We start from the raw sequence: 19,567 nt of genomic DNA, 5'->3' as shown, positions 1-19,567 counted from the left end.
ACCATAACTGGACTAAATGTTACAAGTAACAAACATTAAGGTTTTTAACATTCGAAGCATAACATTATCTTTGCCTCATGTCAACACAATTAAAAAATCTATCTGATTTCTCTCACACCACCGTTCCTAGTGGAGCAAACTATAAATTTGGAATTATTGTAGCCGAATGGAATGCCGAAATTACCGGTGCTTTGTACAATGGTGCTTTAAAAACATTATTAGCTAATGGTGTTGCTGAAGAAAATATAATTTCTTTACCAGTACCGGGAAGTTTCGAATTAACAGGTGGCGCAGAAATCCTATTGAGCAAAAGAAGCGATATCGATGCTGTAATCTGTTTAGGGTGCGTGATTCAGGGCGACACCAAACATTTCGATTTTATTTGCGATGCAGTAGCACAAGGTGTAACCAATGTTGGCATTAAATACAGTAAACCAGTTATTTTTGGTGTTTTAACGACCAATAACTTAGAGCAGGCACAAGATCGTGCTGGTGGCAAACATGGCAACAAAGGAGATGAGGCTGCAATTACAGCGATTAAAATGGCTGATTTTTCGGCTCAAATTTAGACTTGCGTTTTAATAATTATTTGTAACTTAGAAGTTTAAAAATTAACAGATCCCGATGAAACCATCATGACTAGTTCATGATCGCTTCATCACCATTGAAATAACAATATATACGGATGAAAAAAGTAGCCATCTTACTATTGGCGGTGTTTTGCACCATTACCATTTTAGAATCTTGTTCCTCTAAACTTTGTCCTGCTTACGGATCTTATCCAGAAGGAAAACGCAGAAGGAATTAATCTACCTCATTTGTAATCTCATATTCAGGTCATTTACAGAACTTTATTCAACTGTAATTGTTGTCCTGTAAAACAATACGTATAATATCATGACTTGGGTTAACTTAACTTCAATAGAACAGCTTGACGAGATCAAGAATGCAAGCGGTTTTAGCCTTATTTTTAAGCACAGCACACGTTGCTCAATTAGTTTAATGGCTAAAAAGAACTTCGAATTTGATTGGGACATCATTCCGTCTGACACGAGACTTTACTTTTTAGATTTAATCAGCCATCGTGATATTTCCAACCGGATTGCCGAAATCTTTCAGGTAGCGCACCAATCACCGCAGATTTTATTGATTAAAGATGGCGATTGTGTATTGGAAGCGTCGCATAGCGATATTTCTGCAGATGAAGTTGCAGAAGTAATTGTGGCTTAACCATAAAGTATTTTTCATAAAAGAGGGTATTCAAGCAATTGGATACCCTCTTTTGCGTGGTAAGAATATATGTCATAATTTTTTGAAAAGCGAGGTCCGGTTTGCTATCGGTTACTGTAGTCCTGCTGTACACTGTAGTCCCGATGAAACCTGCGAACAAGCAAGCACACCGTAACCGTAAAAAACAAAAGAATAGGGCCTAAATCGGGAGCTGCCGTTCCCATCAGGTTTATAAATTAAGGAGCAGTGCAAAACACACCAAACGTTCCTATGGAACGAAAAAAATCCTCTTCCCTATATGTTACCTATTAAACATTCCTAACGGAACGAAAGAAAACCGTTACTCAATGTTATTCATGAACCCCATCCCTCTGGTAAATATGGATGATATCGATAGCCAATATAACGTATTAGGCATCCCAGCGGGACGCATCGTGGGTAGCAAATAACAGTTGTTATTTGTGTCCGTTCCGTAGGAACGTAGGAACGTTTGGTGATGCAAATGATCAACTACCTATCCCATTACGGTCTGTGCGGACACAGACCATGGAAATATCTCAAACAAAAAAAGTCCCGATTTACATCAGGACCTTTTCAAGATTTATTGTGTCATTGCCTAAGCACCCACCGTATTTTCTATTTTCAATACTTTCGATGTTCTTGTTCTGGTTTCTTTGCAAAGTTCTGGGTCCTGAGCTAAGGCTTTTCCATAGGTTGGGATCATTTCTCTGATTTTCGCCTGCCATTCGTCGGTAGCTAAATCTTCCGCGAAGCAACGGTTTAACAGATCGAGCATAATAGAAACTGCTGTTGATGCACCAGGAGAAGCGCCCAACAAAGCCGCAATAGAACCATCAGCAGCACTTACCACCTCGGTACCAAACTCTAAAATACCGCCTTGTTTTTCGTCTTTTTTAATTACCTGAACACGCTGCCCTGCATATTCAAGTTCCCAATCTTTAAGTTCGGCAGTTGGTAAATATTCTTTCAACGCTTCCAATCTGTCTTCTGGCGACTGCCTAACCTGCTCAATTAAATATTTTGTTAAATCGAGGTTATGCAATCCGGCAGAGAGCATTGGGCGGATATTATTAAATTTAATTGATTTTGGTAAATCCAGGAACGAGCCATTTTTAAGGAATTTGGTCGAGAAACCAGCATAAGGACCAAACAACAATGCTTGTTTGCCATTAATCATTCTGGTATCTAAATGTGGGACTGACATTGGCGGCGCACCAACCGCAGCCTTGCCATATACCTTTGCATGGTGTTTTTTAATAATTTCTTCATTGGTACATTTCAGCCATTGCCCACTTACAGGGAAACCGCCAAAACCTTTTCCTTCAGGAATATCTGATTTTTCCAATAAAGGCAAAGAACCACCACCGGCACCGATAAATACAAATTTAGCTACACGTTTACGTTTATCGCCGGTTTCTAAGTCTTTAACTTTTACAATCCAATTGCCGTCTTTATTCTTTTTCAGGTCACGGATTTCGTGATTGAAATGCAGATTAACATTACTTTGTTCCTTTAAGTTGTTAAACATATCACGGGTTAAGGTTCCGAAGTTAACGTCGGTTCCCAGATCCATTTTTGTAGCTGCAACTTTTTCGCTCTTTTTACGGCCATCCATAATTAAAGGTGCCCAGTTTCTTACAAGCTCAGTATCCTCGGTATATTGCATATCGCTAAACAGATCACATTGAGTTAATGCGTCGTAGCGTTTTTTAAGGTACTCTACATTCTTTTTCCCCCAAACAAAACTCATGTGAGGAATATTGCGGATAAAATTACAAGGATCGGAAACCAATCCCTTGTTCACTAAATATGACCAAAATTGCTTGGAAACTTCAAAATGCTCAGCAATCTGAACTGCCTTTTTTATTTCAACCGTACCATCCTTCTTTTCGGGTGTATAGTTTAATTCGCAAAAAGCAGAGTGTCCCGTTCCGGCATTATTCCAGGCATCAGAACTTTCCGCCGCCGCAATATCTAAACGTTCGTAAATTTCTATGCTTAAATTGGGCTCTAATTGTTTTAACAAAACACCCAGGGTTGCACTCATGATGCCAGCCCCTATTAAAATTACATCAGCGTCAGTTTTACCAACTGTCTTTTTCTTTTTTGTCATCTTAGCTTAAAGGAGTTACAAATTTAGAATGATTTTAAACATCCCACGAATTTTAGGTCATTAAATCTCAAAAAATTGCTAAAAAATTAGAAATACTCTTCTCTTTTTGACAAGTTCTAATCAAATTTTAATCCAAAAAATAGTTTGGTCAATAACAAAGCAAACGGAACATTAAACTAACAGCAGGAACCTATTGTTAATTTGCTAAACACACTAGCTATTTCTTTAAAAAATTTATCATTTTACCTTTAAACGCTCGAAAAAATTTAAATTTCAATAATTAAGAAATATCCTAAAACGCTAAATTTAGAAGAATCTGTATTTTTCATTTTTATTCCTTCCTAAAGTGTTAGTTTTACACATCTATTTGTTTAAACCTGCCCTCATGAAAAATTTAATTTTATTTTGCTTTGTACTATTTTTAGCAGCCTGTTCTGGCGAAAAAACCGATCAGCTTTTACTCGAACTTGATAAAAAGAAACTGGCTGAAAACATCAATTATGATAAAATCATATTTTATAAATTTGCTAAAATAGCTGTCCGTTCAACTGCCGTTCAGGATACCACCCATCCCGAGTATCAGAAATTCAGCAAACAGGCACAAAGTGTTGTCAGAACGCTGAACAAAGTAAACGCACACAACAATGAAAACATTTCTGTAGTAGACGCCTTAAGGGTGTATAAAGAATACCGATCGGTTAAACAATTTGTAAAAGAAACCGACGAAGATGTTTTTCCGTTGCTTACCGCTGGCTTTATCGCAATGAAAACGGGTGTAAAAACGCCGCAACCATTTTTTAAGGATACAAACAAGGCCTACTATCAAAATGTAGAACATGCCATCTTAAGCATGGCTGTACTGGCCACCAGAGATTTAGGGCAACCTTTTGCGTTATATGAATGTGCTAAAACTCAACCTGAACTGCTGGATGATTGCGAAATTAAAACACTTTTAGAATTTGTGCGCGGTTTCTTGTTTTTTAGCAACAACCTGTTTTATCTATCTGAAGATGGCCTTTCAAGAAACATTAAATGGCTGGATAAAAACGAGAAAATCCCACTCCCTTACACCAAATCATTTTTTGGCTGGAGCCGTTTAAACGATGAGCAGACACATTTGGCTTTCCATAGCATGAACTATCTTTTTAGAGGTTTTGACCGAATGAGAATGGAGCGAAAAATTGATGAGGAAAGATCGCTTGAAGATTTTGAGGCTTTTTTAAACGACATGAATAAACTCGGCATCCAAAACGAACTGGTATGGGGAATAACCGCTTATCTGAATTTAAAAAAGGAAAAACCAGACCAGTCGCTTCCAGCATTGGAAAAGCTGAGCAAAAGCCCACTATTTTCTAACAGCGAGCGCGAAGCACTACAACAAACTATGGTATATGTAAAAGACCGTAAATCAGATAAGGCACTAACTGGTGTATACGACAAAGCGTTTATCGGTAAAATTGCCACTAAATACATGATTGCGGTGCTCTCGAAAATAGATTGGGAAAAACTGATGAAACAACAGGGTGTTCCTTATACCGAAGAAGTATTTGCCGGCATAGGCAAGTTTAAAGCGCTTTCTAATTCGGTGAGTGAGTATACTCAGCCTTCAACTATAGAAAAAGGAAAAAAAGAGATTGGCAAGAAAGGCAGCGAACTGCTCGAAAAAGCTAAAGGTTTTTTGAACTAATGGTAAGTTTTAACCACAGATAAAAAGGATACACACAGATAGATTTTAGCATCTACTCAAGAGGACAAATTCATAAGCAGAAGGATTCGGGGAATTATTCGAGATGACTTAAAATATTAACCAATTTACCAAAAGGATCTCTGGTATAAAACCGTCTAACACCCCATGGTTCATCAGTTGGGCCATATTCGATCGGAAATCCGGCGGCTTTCACCTTCTTCAATATTTCATCAACATTTTCAACTTCGATGGATAAATCTGGTGTTGGCATACCCGATCCGCCTTCAGCAGCAAAACTGATCTGCACATCCATTTTTTGTCCTACCGCACCATAAGTTGCAATCCATCCATGATCCATTAGCAGATCAAGCCCCAAAATATCTTTATAAAAACTGGCTGCATCAGCAATTTTTTGGGTATCGATATTCAGCACTATTCTTTTTACCATAGCTAGAAGTTTAAACTTCTAAGATAACAAAAAGCCCTGCAATGTTTATTGCAGGGCTAGTCAAGCGCGCTTATCAGTTTTTAAGCTTCGCTTTGAATATTTTCTCCAGTTTATCTATTTTTGGCTGGATCACTAATCTACAATAGGGCTCACTTCCATTTTTGTTGAAATAATTCTGGTGATAATTTTCTGCAACATAAAATGGCTTGGCTGCTTCGATTGCTGTTACCACTTTTTTGCCATAAGCATTGGTTTTATTCAGCTCTGCCTTATATTTTTCTGCCAAAGCTTTTTGTTCGGCTGAATGATAAAAAACAACTGAGCGATATTGCGTACCACTATCGGCGCCCTGACGGTTTAATGTTGTAGGATCGTGGCTTTTCCAAAAAACTTCCAATAAATCATCGTAGGAAATCACCATTGGGTTATAAGTGATCTCTAAAACCTCGGCATGCCCGGTAGCACCGGTACATACCTCCTCATAAGTTGGATTGCTTAAAGCACCGCCTTCATAACCAGACTTAACCGACACAACGCCCTTTAAACGTTGAAAAATGGCTTCAGTACACCAAAAACAGCCCATTCCAAATGTAGCTTTCTCTGTCTTTTTCCCTTGTGCCTGCGCTTGGTTCAAAGCTAAAACCGATAATAGAATTAAAATTATTCTTTTCATTGTGTGTTTATTTGTTTTTAAATGTAATGAAGCTATCATGATTTTTTATCTAATTGTTGAGATGGCAAATCATGATGGTTTCATTGTGTGTTTTATTTTATTAGTCGCAAATAACCAATTTACCTTACAGCTCATCAAGTTATTTCTAGTTAATTATACGAAATTAAATAAGCTGTAGTTTGGGTTTAAATTATAATGGATTTAGTGTGACAATCGACTATTACATTGTTTTGCCGATTTTGTTAATAACTTAAAAAACTGTATATTAATTTATTAAACACTTAATACATAACTGAAATGCACTTATTAACAATTCTTTTTAAATTCGTAAAACATTAAATATAAAATTATGTCTACACCGTATATTCCTTGTTTAGATTTAGGCTCTTACATCAATGGTTCTGCAGAAGACCGTAAAAAGTTTTCTGATGAATTGGGCAGGGCTTTTAACGATTCGGGTTTTGTTACCATTACCAACCATGGGTTAAGCCAGGAATTAATTGATAAGCTTTATGAAAATATTAAAGCTGCCTTTTCGCTTCCCGTTGAAACTAAAAGGAAATACGAGAAACCAGAATTGGCTGGTCAACGTGGTTACACCAGTGCAGGTAAAGAAACTGCTAAAGGCGCCAAAACCCCAGATTTGAAAGAATTCTGGCAGATTGGTCAGGAAGTAATAGATGGTGATCCGGTTAAAAATGAATACCCCGATAATGAAGTTTTAGAAGAATTACCAGAATTTAATAAAGTAACAGGTGATATTTACAAAAAACTGGAAGAAAACGGAACACATTTATTACGTGCCATTGCTACTTACCTGGAATTGCCGATCGATTATTTCGACAAACACGTTCATAACGGAAATTCTATTTTGAGGGGTATCCACTACTTCCCGATCGAAAATCCTGAAACCATTCCTGATGATGCGGTACGTGCAGGTGCGCATGAAGACATTAACTTGATTACCTTATTAATTGGTGCCAGTGCAGACGGTTTAGAAGTTTTAACCCGCAGCAATGAATGGTTGCCAATTAAAGCACATCATACTGATATCGTGGTGAATGTAGGCGATATGTTACAGCGTTTAACCAACAATAAATTAAAATCGACGACACATAGAGTGGTAAACCCACCTCGTGAACTGATGAAAACCTCTCGTTTCTCTGTTCCTTTTTTCTTACACCCACGTAGCGATATGGATCTAACAAGTTTGCCATCAACCATTGATGCCGAACACCCTAAAGCTTATAGCGATATGACAGCTGGTGAATATTTGGATGAAAGATTAAGAGAAATTGGATTGAAGAAATAAAAAAGATCGTCATTGCGAGACTCGATTCTTCATCGAGACGTGGCAATCTTATTCAAAAAAAAATTAAGCATCGGCCAAAACCGGTGCTTTTTTGTTATTTTCAAAGCATGCATTCAACAACTTTAGAAGTTTTTGCCGAGATTGACGGCGTTGGTTCTGCCTCAGGCCTATTCCTTCACGAAGATTTACTGTATATCATTGGCGATAATAGTGGCCATTTGAACGAATACAACATCAAAACTAAAGCACTACGCAAAATTCAGGTATTATTTGATAAAACACTTGATCAGTTAGAAAATATACCTAAACCCTTAAAACCCGATTTCGAAATCCTTTGTCAGCATGGCGATAAATTATACATGTTAGGTTCGGGCGCTACGCCCAAAAGAAACCTGATGATCGAATTCGACCTGAAAACTCAAAAAGTTATTCATAAAGACCTAACCGAAACTTATTCCTTACTTAAATCTATCTCCAAAATAGATGATCAGAATTTTAACCTTGAAGGTGCAATTTTTACAGGCAATGAGTGGCTACTTTTTAACCGTGGCAATGGGATCGATGCAAAGAATGGCATATTCAAAATTCAGGGAGCAGATTTAGCTAAAACAAAACAAGCTAAGTTCAACTATTTTAAGCTTCCAAATATTGATCATGTTGAATCCTCTTTTACCGATGCTGTATGGATAAAAAATGAAATATTTTTCATTGCTACTGCCGAAGATACCAAATCGACTTATGCCGATGGCGAAATTCTGGGCAGTTTTATCGGCAGTATTAACCTGCAGACTTTGAAGCTAACCTTCAGCAATAAAATTTCTGGCAAACATAAATTTGAAGGCATTACTTTACTTAGCCAAAACAAGCATAGCACAACTTTCCTGCTATGTGAAGACCGTGATAGCGAAGAACTTAAAACTATAATTTATAAGCTGGTAATCAATTTCTAGGTCGAAGAGTTGTCAACTTTCTGGCAAACTGGCTATTAAAGCTGACAACTATGAATTTAAGTAAATATTTAATTTTTCAGCAAGCTTCTTACAGTAACCTTCGGTGCTTCGCCTACTGGTACAATAAAAATAGCATCATTTTCTATCACTTGTCCTTGATCGAAATAATAGCCCGCCGTAACCGGTAACACAGCAGTAATGGCTTTCCCATCTTTATCTTTTGTAGGATAGGTAACATTTATCAAATGGCTTTTCATCGCAACCTGAACCTTTTTTGAGGTTAACCTCGCTCCAGTAGCATTAATACAATCTAACTCTACAATTTTTGAGCTGTTTATTCCCGATAGATCAAGCGAATTGGCCAAACGGATGTTAAAAGATTTACCGGTATTGTTTTTTACCGAAGCCAGCACTTTATAACGGTCGAAATTTTGATCTTTTATGGTTAATTTTTCTTTGTTAACAACAGAATAGGTTACTGCAATTCCATTTACATTTATGGTTTCTCCATCTTTAATCTGTTGTGCATTTGCAATGCTTACCCCTCCGATAAAAAGCAACACAAGCGCTAAAGTTTTGATTCGTTTCATATTTAGATATTTTACAAATTTATTTCTTCGATTCATCAATGGCTTTGTTCACCACATCCTGAATTCTTCCTCTAATTTTTAGGTTCGATAGTTTATCCGTAACGGTAGGGTTAACACGGTTAGACAAAAACACATAGACCAAACCACGTGATGGGTCTACCCAAACACAGGTTCCGGTATAACCGGTATGACCATAAGTTTGTGGCGAAGCCAGTTCTGATGGGTAATGTTTAGTACTATCTGGATCCCAGCGATCGAAACCTAGCCCTCTTCGGCTAACATTCGATTGTTTCGAAGTAAACATATCTACTGTCGAATTTTTGAAATATTCTACTCCCCCATAAGTACCACGGTTTAAAAGCATCTGATAAATAATGGCCAGGTCGTTGGCGCTGGCAAACAAACCTGCGTGACCAGAAACACCGCCAGCTAAAGCCGCACCCTGATCGTGAACATAACCTACCAATAATGTCTTCCTGAAATAGGTATCCATTTCTGTCGGAACAATCTGCTCTGGTTTAAAACGGTTCCGCGGTAAAAACCCCGCTGTTTGCATCCCCAACGGTTTGTAAAAGTTTTCGTAAGTATATTGATTTAAAGGCTCTTCGCTAATATGCTCCACAATATCTTTCATTACATACATGCTGATATCGCTGTATACATACTTGCCACGTGTTTTTATAGGCGAGTTTAACATTTTCGGCCACATAAAATCTTTAAAAAAGCCTTTTTTGATGTAATAATTGTCGGCCACTTTCGTCGGGTAAGCTGCTGAAGAATCCCTGCTGTAATCGCCGGTTTTAACATAATCGTGAAAAGGAATGTAAGGAATAAAACCTGCCTGGTGCAACATCACTTCGCGCACCTGAATGTTGTTCATCGGCGTAGTACGTGCCTTTGGGATATAAGCACCAATATTGGTATCTAATTTTAACTTTCCTTCTTCAAACAAACGCATTACTGCCGGTGTGGTTGCGGTTACCTTCGTTACCGAGGCCAGATCGAAAATATCGGTTACCTTATCGGGCACATTGGTATCATAAGTATGCGTTCCATATGCTTTGTTAAAGATTACCTTGCCGTCTTTAGCCACCAAAACCACCAATCCTGGCGTTGCTTTCTGCGCTATGGCCTCAGCAGCAATGGCATCAATTTCTTTTAAGTTGTTAGAATTTAAACCTGCATCTTCGGGTACGGTATACTTTAAGCGCGTAGCCGCTGTAGTGAAACCAGAACCCATGGTATAACGGGCAGAATAAGCAGTAGTTAATTTATTTGAAGCGGCAATGCCACCAAAAATATATTGTGGCACAATAGCAGCGGCATCAATATTGTTTTGACCAGTCCATACAATCGGCGATTTTAACAGATCGAATGATTTTAAGCCAGGTCCGTTCCCAAAAAAAGAAATAATTACCTGTTTATTTTTACTGATACTGTTAATGAAATTAATGTATTTGGCTTTGCCTACATTTTGATCATCAATGGTAATTAAAACGGTATTAAAATATTTTAGGTCATCTTCTAAATCGTTCAAATTCACGCTATCTTTATAAGAATCGGCAGAAAATGAAGTGATTTTATCGTATTTATTGGCCAAACTATCAAAAACGGTACTGTAAGCAAAGCTCAGGCTAACCGAAGCAATATTCTTCTTCTCTAACGATTTTAAGGGAATAATACCATCCTGATTGTTTAACAATACGGTTGCATTAGCTATCGCTTTGGCAATAGCCAATTTTTTCTCATTCGCTGTATGCTCCTGTGCGCAGGCCATTAAACATAAAATATTGCAGCAAAATGCTACAACCAGGATACACAATCTATTTCGCTTCATATACTTTTTCTCCGTTCAGGTAGGTTTTTAAAACTTTGGTTTTTAATATGTTTTGTGGTGTTGATTTCAATATATCGCGATCGAGCATAACAAAATCGGCCAATTTGCCTTTCTCCAAACTACCCTTTTCGTGTTCTTCAAAATTGGCCTTTGCTGCCCATATGGTCATTCCGCGTAAAGCTTCTTCAGGCGTTAAGGCATTTTCCATTTGGAAGCCGCCTTTCGGAAAACCTTTTGCATCTTCTCTCACTGTTGCTGCATAAAACGTTAATAATGGATTAATGTTTTCAACCGGAAAATCAGTGCCCAAAGGAATCCAACCGTTTTGTTTTAACAATTGTTTGTAAGCATAAGCACTTTTTAACCTTTCGGCACCTAAACGCTGTCCGGCCCAGTACATATCGGAAGTGGCATGGGTAGGCTGCACAGAAGGTACAATATCCGTTTTTCCAAAAAGATCGAAATCGTTGGCATTTACCACTTGTGCATGTTCAATGCGCCAGCGCTGATCGTTTTTACCTTTTAAAATTTTATTGTAAATATTCAGAATTACCCGATTGGCCGAATCGCCAATGGCATGGGTACACATCTGGAAATGATTGGCTGCAATTTTTTTAGCCACTTCTTCAAAGTGTTTTTGATCACTCAATAGAAAACCCGTTTTATTTGGCATATCGCTATATGGATGCAACAGGCAGGCCCCACGCGATCCCAGAGCACCATCGGCATAAACCTTAAAAGCCCGAACATTTAACCGATCGGTTTTGATCGGCCCGCGGTTAAAAAGATATTTATAATTATCAGGCTCATCAGAAAGCATGACATAAAGCCTCATTTTAAGCTTGTTTTCTTTCTGCAGTTTTTCGATGAATTCTACTGCTAAATAACTCAGGCCACAATCGTCAATGGTGGTTAAGCCAGCGGCAAAGCAATTTTTCTGTGCATCGATAAATATTTTTTCGGCCAGTTTAGCATCTGGCGATGGGATTTTACGCTCTACTAAAGCTACAGCATTATCGATTAAAACACCAGTGAGCTTTCCATTTTGGGTAAGCATATCGCCTCCTACCAATCTCTGCCCGCCTTTAATGCCTGCATCATCTAAAGCTTTTTGGTTAGTGATAGCCGCATGACCATCGATACGGTTTAAAAATACCGGGCGATCAGGAAAAAGTGCCGTTAGCTTTTCATTGGTAGGGAAAGCTTTATTATCCCAATCGTTTTGGTCCCAGCCATTGCCGATTAACCAACCATCGGGGTGCGTTTCGGCAAAATCCACTAAGCGTTTAAGCACTTCATCCCACGATTTCGTTTCTCTTAGATCAGCTGTCTGCAAACTTTGTCCGTAGCCATAAAAATGGGCATGTGCATCTATAAAACCTGGATAAATGGCTTTTCCATCGGCATTAATCTCTTCTTTGCCAGCGTATTTTGATTTGATATCATCACTTTTGCCAAGTTCGAGGATTTTACCATTCTTTACAGCGAAGGCTTCAACGGTTTCGAACTTGTTGTTTACGGTATAAACTTTGGCATTATAAACAACTATATCAACTGCCTCTTTCCTGGTACAAGAAGTTAAAAGTATAGCTAGAAAAAGGCTGTATAAAATGGATTTCATATCGATAAAGATAGAAAATTGAAATCATTTGGCTTTGTAAATTCGGTTTTACAGAAGGGACGATTGTCATGCTGAGGCACGAAGCATCTTTAACCATCAACACACTTGTTGAATTTTACTGCTTAATTTCAGTGGCTGTATTTTAACGGCAAAAGATTCTTCACTGCGTTCAGAATGACAGCCCGTTGTAAAATAAACCTGATGGAAGCGGTATACTTTTTGGCGGTCACCCTGAGCGGAGTCGAAGGGCAGTCAAAAAGATACAGCGGACAGCGGGACTACCAGAACCGATTGATGCAGGAACCTGCTTTTCAAAAAAATAAGACTTACAAAAGAATGCATAGATTATTCTCCTAATCGATAGCCTGTATTTCCATTGTCCATTTTTCAGCATGGACCAGAGATTAAAAAAGAAAGTAATTTTTCATGTTTTAAAGATCCTTCGACTCCGCTCAGGATGACAACTGGTGTAATAAAATCAGTTGAAGCAATTAATCCCATTTACCAACAGTCATTTATGTGTTGAGTTTTAAACAAATCGGGTTCTTTAAGCTTATTTTGCATAATTTAGCGAATTCACTTTGCCTTAATACATGACTGATATTATTCACTTATTGCCTGATGCTGTTGCCAATCAAATTGCTGCCGGAGAAGTTGTTCAACGACCTGCCTCTGCGGTAAAAGAATTGCTCGAAAATTCGATAGATGCCGGCGCAGATAAAATTCAACTGGTAGTAAAAGATGCCGGTAAGGCATTGATTCAGATTATAGATAACGGCTGTGGAATGAGCGTTACCGATGCCAGAATGTGTTTCGAACGCCATGCTACATCGAAGGTAAAAAAAGCCGAGGATTTATTTGCCATCCGTACCATGGGTTTCCGTGGCGAGGCCATGGCTTCTATTGCGGCAATCTCGCAGGTAGAAATGAAAACCCGCAGGCATGAGGATGAAATCGGTACCTGTATCTCTATCGAAGGTGCACAGGTAACCAACCAGGAACCTGTGGCTACCTCACCTGGAACACAGATTTCGATTAAAAACTTGTTTTTCAATACCCCTGCCAGAAGGAATTTCCTTAAAAGCAATCCGGTTGAAATGCGCCACATCCTGGATGAATTTCAACGGGTAGCATTGGCACACCCCGCAGTATTTTTCAGCCTGCACCATGATGGTACCGAGATTTTTAACCTGCCAAAAGGCAATTTAAAACAACGTATTGTCCATCTGTTTGGTAACAACTATAATGAACGTTTGGTTCCTGTTGAAGAAGAAACGACTATTATTAACCTTAAAGGATACATTGGTAAACCTGCTTTTGCAAAGAAAACCAGGGGCGAACAGTTCTTTTTCGTGAATAACCGTTTCATTAAAGATCCCTATTTAAACCACGCGGTAAGCTCGGCTTTCGAAGATTTATTACCGGACGACAGTTATCCGCTGTATGTACTGTTTATAGAGATCGATCCATCAAAAATTGATGTAAACGTTCATCCCACCAAAACAGAAATTAAATATTTGGATGAAAAATCCATTTATGCAATCATGAAATCGGCGGTAAAACGTTCGATTGGCCGTTATAACATTTCGCCGACTTTAGATTTTGATCAGGAAACAGGTTTTAGCAATATGATTACCCATAAAGCGGTTGAAGACATTGTTCCGCCGAGCATTAATTTCAATCCTGATTTTAATCCGTTCGCAAGCGACAGCAGTTCTACATCGGGTTATGCTTCATCGCCAAGAAATTATGAAGCCAAACCGAGTGCTAAAAACTGGGGTTCGCTTTACGAAATAACAGAACAGCCAATTGTAGAACAAACTTCAATTTATGCTGATGAAACTGTTTTAGAAACCAAGCAAAAGCAGTACATGCAATTGCACAACCGCTATATTGTTTCGCAGATTAAGTCGGGATTAATGGTAATCGATCAACAAATGGCGCACGAGCGGATCCTTTACGAGCGTTTTCTCGTACATCTGGATGACCGCAAAGGTGCATCGCAGCAGAGTTTATTTCCACAAACCATTACACTTAATGCCAATGATTTCGAACTGGCCAAAAGTTTACTGGATGATATAAAAAGTTTGGGCTTCGATGTACGCGAATTTGGGAAAAATACGTTGGTAGTAGAAGGCGTTCCAGTTGATCTGGGCAGCAGCAATATTAACGAAACGCAGCTATTTGAACAGTTGATTGAGGGTTTTAAAAACTCGCAGCAGGAACTAAAATTAAGCAAACGCGATAGCCTGGCCAGGAGTTTAGCTAAAAACAGTGCTATTAAAGCGGGAACAAGCCTTGGTCAGGAGGAAATGAATACCTTGATTGATGAGCTTTTTGCCTGTAAAACACCTAACTTTAGCGTGAGCGGCAAACCGATTATCCAAACCATTACTTTGGCAGAGCTGGATAAGAAGTTTGAGAAGAGTTAAGCGTGTTGAGCTGGGCGTTTAGCGTCAAAAGACCAAAGCTTAAAGACCAAAGAAAAAAGCCGGAGGTCAGGAGTCAGGTGTTTAACGACCATCCAAAACTTAAGTGCCCTTAGGTTTCTTAGGTGGTAAAAAAGTTTGGAGTTTGGAGCTTAGCGTCAAAAGACCAAAGAGAAAAGCCGGAGGTCAGGAGTCAGGTGATTAACGACCATCCAAAACTTAAGTGCCCCTAGGTGGTAAAAAAGTTTGGAGCCAGGTGTTTGGAGCCGATTAACCGATTTAAACAATTTACCCGGTTCAGCGTTTGGAGTTAGGCGCTTAGCGCCGATTAACCAGTTTAACAATTAACCGATTTTTAAAATTAAATGAATAACATATATATTCCGCCAGTAGTAAAAAACCTACTGATTATTAACATCTTATTTTTTGTAGCGAGTTACCTGTTAACAACACTTCACCTTGATGATCGGTTAGCTGTATATTATTTTGATTCTCCGAAGTTTGAGATATGGCAGCCGATTAGTTACATGTTTATGCATGGTGGTATAGCACACATCTTTTTTAACATGTTTGCATTGTATTCTTTTGGAAGTTTGTTGGAATCAAGATGGGGAGCTAAAAAATTCATTATTTTTTATTTTATTACCGGATTGGGTGCGCTTGCATTGCAATGGGCGGTTCAGGCTTACGAAGTACATCAGATTATAGGTAGTGCTACCAATAACGGAAAGATAAATCTTACCGCATTATTTCAGGGGGAGTTCAACACAAACCAACTTTCTATGGCACAAGCAGTTACACTACGCAGCATCTATTTTGGCGGTATGGTTGGTGCTTCTGGTGCTATTTTTGGTTTACTGGTTGCCTTTGGTATGCTTTATCCGAATGCCGAATTGCTGATCATGTTTATTCCGGTTCCGGTGAAAGCAAAATATATTATACCAATTTATATTTTAGTAGAGTTATCTTTGGGTGTTGCCCAGTTTGAAGGTGATTCTATAGCCCATTATGCTCACCTGGGGGGTGCCTTAATCGGCTTTATACTTGTTAAAATATGGAAAGACAAAAACGATACATTTTACACACTCTATGAATAATACTTTCAAAGATTTAAAATACAAGGTTTTTCAATCGGGTAATCCATTGTTCTTTTACATCGGGATTAATGTAATGTTGTTTTTGATCACCGCCATCATTGGTGTAGTTGTTTTTTTAGGCCGTATCCCTATCGATTTTGATTTATGGCTTAGAGAATATGTTGGCTTACCAGCAAGTATTTCCAAATTGCCTGAACGCTTTTACACCATATTTACTTACATGTTTTTTCATGACGGGATTCTTCATATCCTATTCAATATGCTCGGCTTATTCTGGTTCGGCAATATATTCATGAATTTCCTAAAAAGCCGTCAGTTTCACTTTGTTTACCTGGCTGGCGGTTTATTTGGCGGCTTATTTGCCATAGCCATATTAAATATATTCCCAGTTTATTCTGGCGGATTAGCAGGGGTAACTATTGTAGGCGCATCTGCGGCAGTAATGGCCATTATTTTCGCTGCCGCAACACTGGTACCGAATTACACCATCATGTTACTTTTCTTTGGCGAGGTTAAAATTAAATGGATTGCCATTATATATTTCATTCTCGATTTTATTGCCATAGGCTCAGTAAACGCTGGCGGAAGTTTAGCACACATTGGTGGCGCACTTTTAGGTTTCACTTTTATTAAAAGTTTGCAGAGCGGAAGAGACTGGAGCAAGCTGTTCGAACGCAAACCGAAATTAAAGGTAGTCCGGAATGAAAAACCGGTTAAAAAACCCGAATTTAAAGGCGGCGTTTCCCAGCAGGAAATAGATGCCATTTTAGATAAAATATCAACCTCAGGATACGATAAATTAACAGCAGTAGAAAAAGAAAAACTGTTTAAGGCAAGTAAAGATTAATGGCCACAAAAAAGAACAAGTATAGTTTAGTGGATAAACTCCTTTTGCCCATTGCCGTTGTATTGGCAATTGCACTGCTATTGGGGGTTCTTGCTGGAAATATGGATCCAAGAAAACATTCCATTATTGCTTTTTTTGGTCTCGCCTATCCCTTTGTCCTATTCGTTAACATTATCTTCCTGGTCTGGTGGTTTTTAAGCAAAAAATGGATTTTTGCAATTGCCACCGTTCTGGTTATCACACTAGGCGCTAAAACTTTAAAAGCAACCTTTGCCATTGGTGGCGATGAAGGTGGTACTGAAAAAGCAGACAATAGCATCAGGATGATGACTTACAATGTGCATAGCTTTAAACTATACGGCGAAGACAATACCGAATCGGTAAAAGAAAAAATGCTTCAGGTGGTGAAAGATCAAAATCCTGATATCATCTGTTTCCAGGAGTTTTTTACCCGTTACAAAGGCGCTTTTGATACCGTTGACAGCTTAAAAGTATTGTTAAATACAAAATACTACTACTTCGTACCCACCAATAAAAACGATTACGAGGCTACTGGCTTAGCCATATTTTCTAAATTCCCCATTAAAGATTCTGGCAAAATCCCCTTTGTTGAAGGTTTCCCCGGCAACATGAGTATTTATACCGACCTCAACATCAAAGGAAAGACCTTACGGGTTTACAACGTGCATTTTCAATCTATCTCTTTCGAAAAACAGGATTATGAATACCTGGATAAGGTGAAAGAAATGAATACCGAACTGCAGCCATCTAAACGGATTTTAAGAATGCTAAAAAGTGCCTTTTTGAAACGTAGCGGTCAGGTAGATATTATGAAAAAGGAAATGGCAACCTGTAAAACCCCTTACCTTATTGCCGGCGATTTTAATGATACCCCGGCTTCTTATGTTGTTACCCAAATTACCTCAGGATTAAACAATAGTTTTATTAAAAAGGGTAATGGCTTTGGCAAAACCTATAATGGTAAATTCCCCAATTTCCAGATCGATTACATTGCTACTTCCAAAGATTTAGAGGTATTAAATTACAAAATCACTCAGGCCAAGTTATCCGATCACTTCCCGGTGCGCAGCGATTTGAGGTTTCTACCTTAGTTTCTTTTAAGATTTAATATTGAGTTGACTGAAGTCAACGGTCAAAACTAAGCCTCTTCTTTGGCGTTGACTTGGATATAAACAAGAATCATGGTGATTGCTCATAACTGATCATTCCTTATTGGAGCGCAATGCCTGTACAAAACAATTAGTTTCTTCCCGTTTTACGCTTTTACGCTTCGCTTCCTCGTACCTCGTTGCTGCAGGGTAGCGCTAAGTTAGGGCATCCGGCACAAGCAAAAATAGTTTAACCACAGATAGAAAGGATGCACACAGATATGAAATCCGTGTTTATCTGTGTCCATCTGTGGTTAAAACGCTTAACTTAATTACATTGGGGTAACGCTTTAACCTGGGCTAAGTGGCCAAAACAGCCTTTCATTTTTGGGGTTGCATGGTGCACAAACCCTTGTTCCTAAACCTGACAGCAGCGACAGCCTCCGATTTTTTCTATCGGAGCTATAGCGAATGGCAGGGCTGAAAACCGCCAAGAACCACAAGCCAATCATTTTCTAATTTTAATATAGTGCTTTCGTCATTCTGAATTTATTCCATTTCGGTCGGTGAGACACCAACAGATAGGATAATCCTGTTTCTTTATTTCACATTTTATTCCGTTGACTGAAGTCAGCGGCTAAGGAAAATCCCTCTTTACCTTTGGCTTCAGCCAACCGAGGCCAAGCAAAAAAATTTTCTTACCATACATCAACAATAGGTTTATTCCTTATCTCCATATTTGCTTCATAAAATTTAAAAAAAATATTCAAAAATATGAGCTTAATAGATGCCCTTAACTGGCGTTATGCCGTTAAGAAAATGAACGGTCAACCTGTTGAACAAGAAAAGGTTGATAAAATTATTGCTGCAGCACATTTAGCACCAACTTCATCAGGTTTACAGCCATTTAAAGTAATTGTGGTAACCAACCAGGAGTTAAAAGAGAAAATTGCACCAATTGCATTTAATCAATCGCAGGTTATCGATTCTTCTCACCTGTTAATTTTCGCAGCCAACGAAAACTATACTGAAGAAGGTATTGATAACGTTTTTAGCAGAATGAATGCAGAACGCGGTTTGCCCGAAAATACAACTGATGCCTACAAAGCACAATTAAAAGGTATGATCTTATCTAGAACAGCAGAAGAAAACTTTAACCATGCAGCCCGTCAGGCTTATATCGGTTTTGGTATCGCTATTGCAGAAGCAGCTTTGTTAAAAGTAGACGCTACACCAATGGAAGGCTTTAATGGCCCTGCTTTAGATGAACTTTTAGGTTTAGATAAAAAAGGCTTAAAAAGTGTTACCCTATTGCCATTAGGAAACAGGGATGAAGCTGGCGATTGGTTGGTAAACCTTAAAAAAGTACGTTCACCTAAAGAAGAATTTTTGATCGAGTTTAAATAACAGGCAAACAACATCATAATTTAAAACGGGCTGCTATTTAGCGGCTTGTTTTGTTTTAGGAGAATTAGTTTGGAGCTGGGCGTTTGGAGTCGATTTTAACATAGGAATTTATGTAAAAAAATGTTAAACATCATCACATTTTATGTGCTCTATTTATAATTGGATATATTTACGGGATTAGCATTTAATATCCAAT

16 protein-coding genes are annotated in these 19,567 nt (G+C 38.4%); 10 read left to right on the top strand and 6 right to left on the bottom strand.

Annotated elements, in window-relative coordinates; translation table 11 throughout:
• Nucleotides 1-77 precede the first annotated feature (77 nt).
• A complete protein-coding gene (gene ribH / locus ACTJKN_RS17375) occupies nt 78-569 on the top strand; it encodes a 6,7-dimethyl-8-ribityllumazine synthase (protein ID WP_025145257.1) in 492 nt (163 codons plus the stop codon).
• Between the two features lie 328 nt (nt 570-897).
• Nucleotides 898-1,230 carry a bacillithiol system redox-active protein YtxJ gene (gene ytxJ / locus ACTJKN_RS17370; protein ID WP_440826979.1) on the top strand — a complete coding sequence of 111 codons (333 nt, stop codon included), beginning with the start codon at nt 898-900 and terminating at the stop codon, nt 1,228-1,230.
• Between the two features lie 616 nt (nt 1,231-1,846).
• Here the strand turns inward: ytxJ and ACTJKN_RS17365 are convergent.
• Nucleotides 1,847-3,364, bottom strand: a complete 1,518-nt coding sequence (locus ACTJKN_RS17365; protein WP_440826978.1) for a malate:quinone oxidoreductase — start codon at nt 3,362-3,364, stop codon at nt 1,847-1,849.
• A 385-nt stretch (nt 3,365-3,749) separates the two neighbouring features.
• Between ACTJKN_RS17365 and ACTJKN_RS17360 the strand changes: the two genes are divergently transcribed.
• Nucleotides 3,750-5,051, top strand: a complete 1,302-nt coding sequence (locus ACTJKN_RS17360; RefSeq protein ID WP_440826976.1) for a hypothetical protein — start codon at nt 3,750-3,752, stop codon at nt 5,049-5,051.
• Between the two features lie 94 nt (nt 5,052-5,145).
• Here ACTJKN_RS17360 and ACTJKN_RS17355 read toward each other — a convergent pair whose 3' ends face one another.
• Nucleotides 5,146-5,499 carry a VOC family protein gene (locus ACTJKN_RS17355; protein WP_440826974.1) on the bottom strand — a complete coding sequence of 118 codons (354 nt, stop codon included), beginning with the start codon at nt 5,497-5,499 and terminating at the stop codon, nt 5,146-5,148.
• A 73-nt stretch (nt 5,500-5,572) separates the two neighbouring features.
• Complete coding sequence (msrA, locus tag ACTJKN_RS17350) at nt 5,573-6,172, bottom strand: peptide-methionine (S)-S-oxide reductase MsrA (RefSeq protein ID WP_440826973.1); 600 nt, start codon at nt 6,170-6,172, stop codon at nt 5,573-5,575.
• A gap of 349 nt (nt 6,173-6,521) precedes the next feature.
• Here msrA and ACTJKN_RS17345 point away from each other — a divergent pair, with 349 nt between their 5' ends.
• On the top strand, nt 6,522-7,484 hold the full coding sequence (locus ACTJKN_RS17345; RefSeq protein ID WP_440826971.1) for an isopenicillin N synthase family dioxygenase: 963 nt from the start codon (nt 6,522-6,524) through the stop codon (nt 7,482-7,484).
• 107 nt (nt 7,485-7,591) lie between these two features.
• The gene (locus ACTJKN_RS17340) at nt 7,592-8,434 is read left to right on the top strand and encodes a DUF6929 family protein (RefSeq protein WP_440826969.1); all 843 of its coding nucleotides are present in this window, start codon (nt 7,592-7,594) and stop codon (nt 8,432-8,434) included.
• Between the two features lie 68 nt (nt 8,435-8,502).
• Here the strand turns inward: ACTJKN_RS17340 and ACTJKN_RS17335 are convergent, their stop codons facing one another.
• From ACTJKN_RS17335 to ACTJKN_RS17325, 3 genes are read right to left on the bottom strand one after another with little or no spacing between them, the layout of a single operon-like run.
• On the bottom strand, nt 8,503-9,024 hold the full coding sequence (locus ACTJKN_RS17335; RefSeq protein ID WP_440826967.1) for a hypothetical protein: 522 nt from the start codon (nt 9,022-9,024) through the stop codon (nt 8,503-8,505).
• Between the two features lie 19 nt (nt 9,025-9,043).
• Nucleotides 9,044-10,801, bottom strand: a complete 1,758-nt coding sequence (locus ACTJKN_RS17330) for a serine hydrolase domain-containing protein (protein WP_440826965.1) — start codon at nt 10,799-10,801, stop codon at nt 9,044-9,046.
• A 46-nt stretch (nt 10,802-10,847) separates the two neighbouring features.
• Entirely contained in the window at nt 10,848-12,482 is a 1,635-nt protein-coding gene (locus ACTJKN_RS17325; RefSeq protein ID WP_440826963.1) for an amidohydrolase, read from the bottom strand.
• A gap of 593 nt (nt 12,483-13,075) precedes the next feature.
• Here ACTJKN_RS17325 and mutL point away from each other — a divergent pair.
• The 5 genes from mutL (at nt 13,076) to ACTJKN_RS17300 (ending at nt 19,371) form a co-directional block, all read left to right on the top strand.
• On the top strand, nt 13,076-14,914 hold the full coding sequence (mutL, locus tag ACTJKN_RS17320; protein ID WP_440826961.1) for a DNA mismatch repair endonuclease MutL: 1,839 nt from the start codon (nt 13,076-13,078) through the stop codon (nt 14,912-14,914).
• A gap of 362 nt (nt 14,915-15,276) precedes the next feature.
• On the top strand, nt 15,277-16,008 hold the full coding sequence (locus ACTJKN_RS17315) for a rhomboid family intramembrane serine protease (protein ID WP_440826959.1): 732 nt from the start codon (nt 15,277-15,279) through the stop codon (nt 16,006-16,008).
• Nucleotides 16,001-16,855 (top strand): rhomboid family intramembrane serine protease, encoded by an 855-nt coding sequence (locus tag ACTJKN_RS17310; protein ID WP_440826957.1) that lies wholly within the window; start codon nt 16,001-16,003, stop codon nt 16,853-16,855. The genes ACTJKN_RS17315 and ACTJKN_RS17310 overlap by 8 nt, the downstream gene beginning before the upstream one ends.
• Nucleotides 16,855-17,967, top strand: a complete 1,113-nt coding sequence (locus ACTJKN_RS17305; protein WP_440826955.1) for an endonuclease/exonuclease/phosphatase family protein — start codon at nt 16,855-16,857, stop codon at nt 17,965-17,967. The genes ACTJKN_RS17310 and ACTJKN_RS17305 overlap by 1 nt, the downstream gene beginning before the upstream one ends.
• Nucleotides 17,968-18,738: 771 nt before the next feature.
• A complete protein-coding gene (locus ACTJKN_RS17300) occupies nt 18,739-19,371 on the top strand; it encodes a nitroreductase family protein (protein ID WP_440826953.1) in 633 nt (210 codons plus the stop codon).
• The last annotated feature ends 196 nt before the right edge of the window (nt 19,372-19,567 follow it).

Source organism: Pedobacter sp. 22163 (assembly GCF_052045595.1).
In the GTDB taxonomy this organism is placed as follows: domain Bacteria; phylum Bacteroidota; class Bacteroidia; order Sphingobacteriales; family Sphingobacteriaceae; genus Pedobacter.
The sequence above is the reverse complement of the archived record's forward strand: the minus strand, read 5'-3'. Positions and strand labels throughout refer to the sequence as shown.

Bases quoted from the DNA above. Each gene is read 5' to 3' on its own strand.
- ytxJ (WP_440826979.1), top strand. From the start codon at position 898: ATGACTTGGGTTAACTTAACTTCAATAGAACAGCTTGACGAGATCAAG.
- ribH (WP_025145257.1), top strand. From the start codon at position 78: ATGTCAACACAATTAAAAAATCTATCTGATTTCTCTCACACCACCGTT.
- ACTJKN_RS17335 (WP_440826967.1), bottom strand. From the start codon at position 9,024: ATGAAACGAATCAAAACTTTAGCGCTTGTGTTGCTTTTTATCGGAGGG.
- ACTJKN_RS17300 (WP_440826953.1), top strand. From the start codon at position 18,739: ATGAGCTTAATAGATGCCCTTAACTGGCGTTATGCCGTTAAGAAAATG.
- ACTJKN_RS17325 (WP_440826963.1), bottom strand. From the start codon at position 12,482: ATGAAATCCATTTTATACAGCCTTTTTCTAGCTATACTTTTAACTTCT.
- mutL (WP_440826961.1), top strand. From the start codon at position 13,076: ATGACTGATATTATTCACTTATTGCCTGATGCTGTTGCCAATCAAATT.
- ACTJKN_RS17345 (WP_440826971.1), top strand. From the start codon at position 6,522: ATGTCTACACCGTATATTCCTTGTTTAGATTTAGGCTCTTACATCAAT.
- ACTJKN_RS17305 (WP_440826955.1), top strand. From the start codon at position 16,855: ATGGCCACAAAAAAGAACAAGTATAGTTTAGTGGATAAACTCCTTTTG.
- ACTJKN_RS17315 (WP_440826959.1), top strand. From the start codon at position 15,277: ATGAATAACATATATATTCCGCCAGTAGTAAAAAACCTACTGATTATT.
- msrA (WP_440826973.1), bottom strand. From the start codon at position 6,172: ATGAAAAGAATAATTTTAATTCTATTATCGGTTTTAGCTTTGAACCAA.
- ACTJKN_RS17310 (WP_440826957.1), top strand. From the start codon at position 16,001: ATGAATAATACTTTCAAAGATTTAAAATACAAGGTTTTTCAATCGGGT.
- ACTJKN_RS17340 (WP_440826969.1), top strand. From the start codon at position 7,592: ATGCATTCAACAACTTTAGAAGTTTTTGCCGAGATTGACGGCGTTGGT.
- ACTJKN_RS17365 (WP_440826978.1), bottom strand. From the start codon at position 3,364: ATGACAAAAAAGAAAAAGACAGTTGGTAAAACTGACGCTGATGTAATT.
- ACTJKN_RS17360 (WP_440826976.1), top strand. From the start codon at position 3,750: ATGAAAAATTTAATTTTATTTTGCTTTGTACTATTTTTAGCAGCCTGT.
- ACTJKN_RS17330 (WP_440826965.1), bottom strand. From the start codon at position 10,801: ATGGCCTGCGCACAGGAGCATACAGCGAATGAGAAAAAATTGGCTATT.
- ACTJKN_RS17355 (WP_440826974.1), bottom strand. From the start codon at position 5,499: ATGGTAAAAAGAATAGTGCTGAATATCGATACCCAAAAAATTGCTGAT.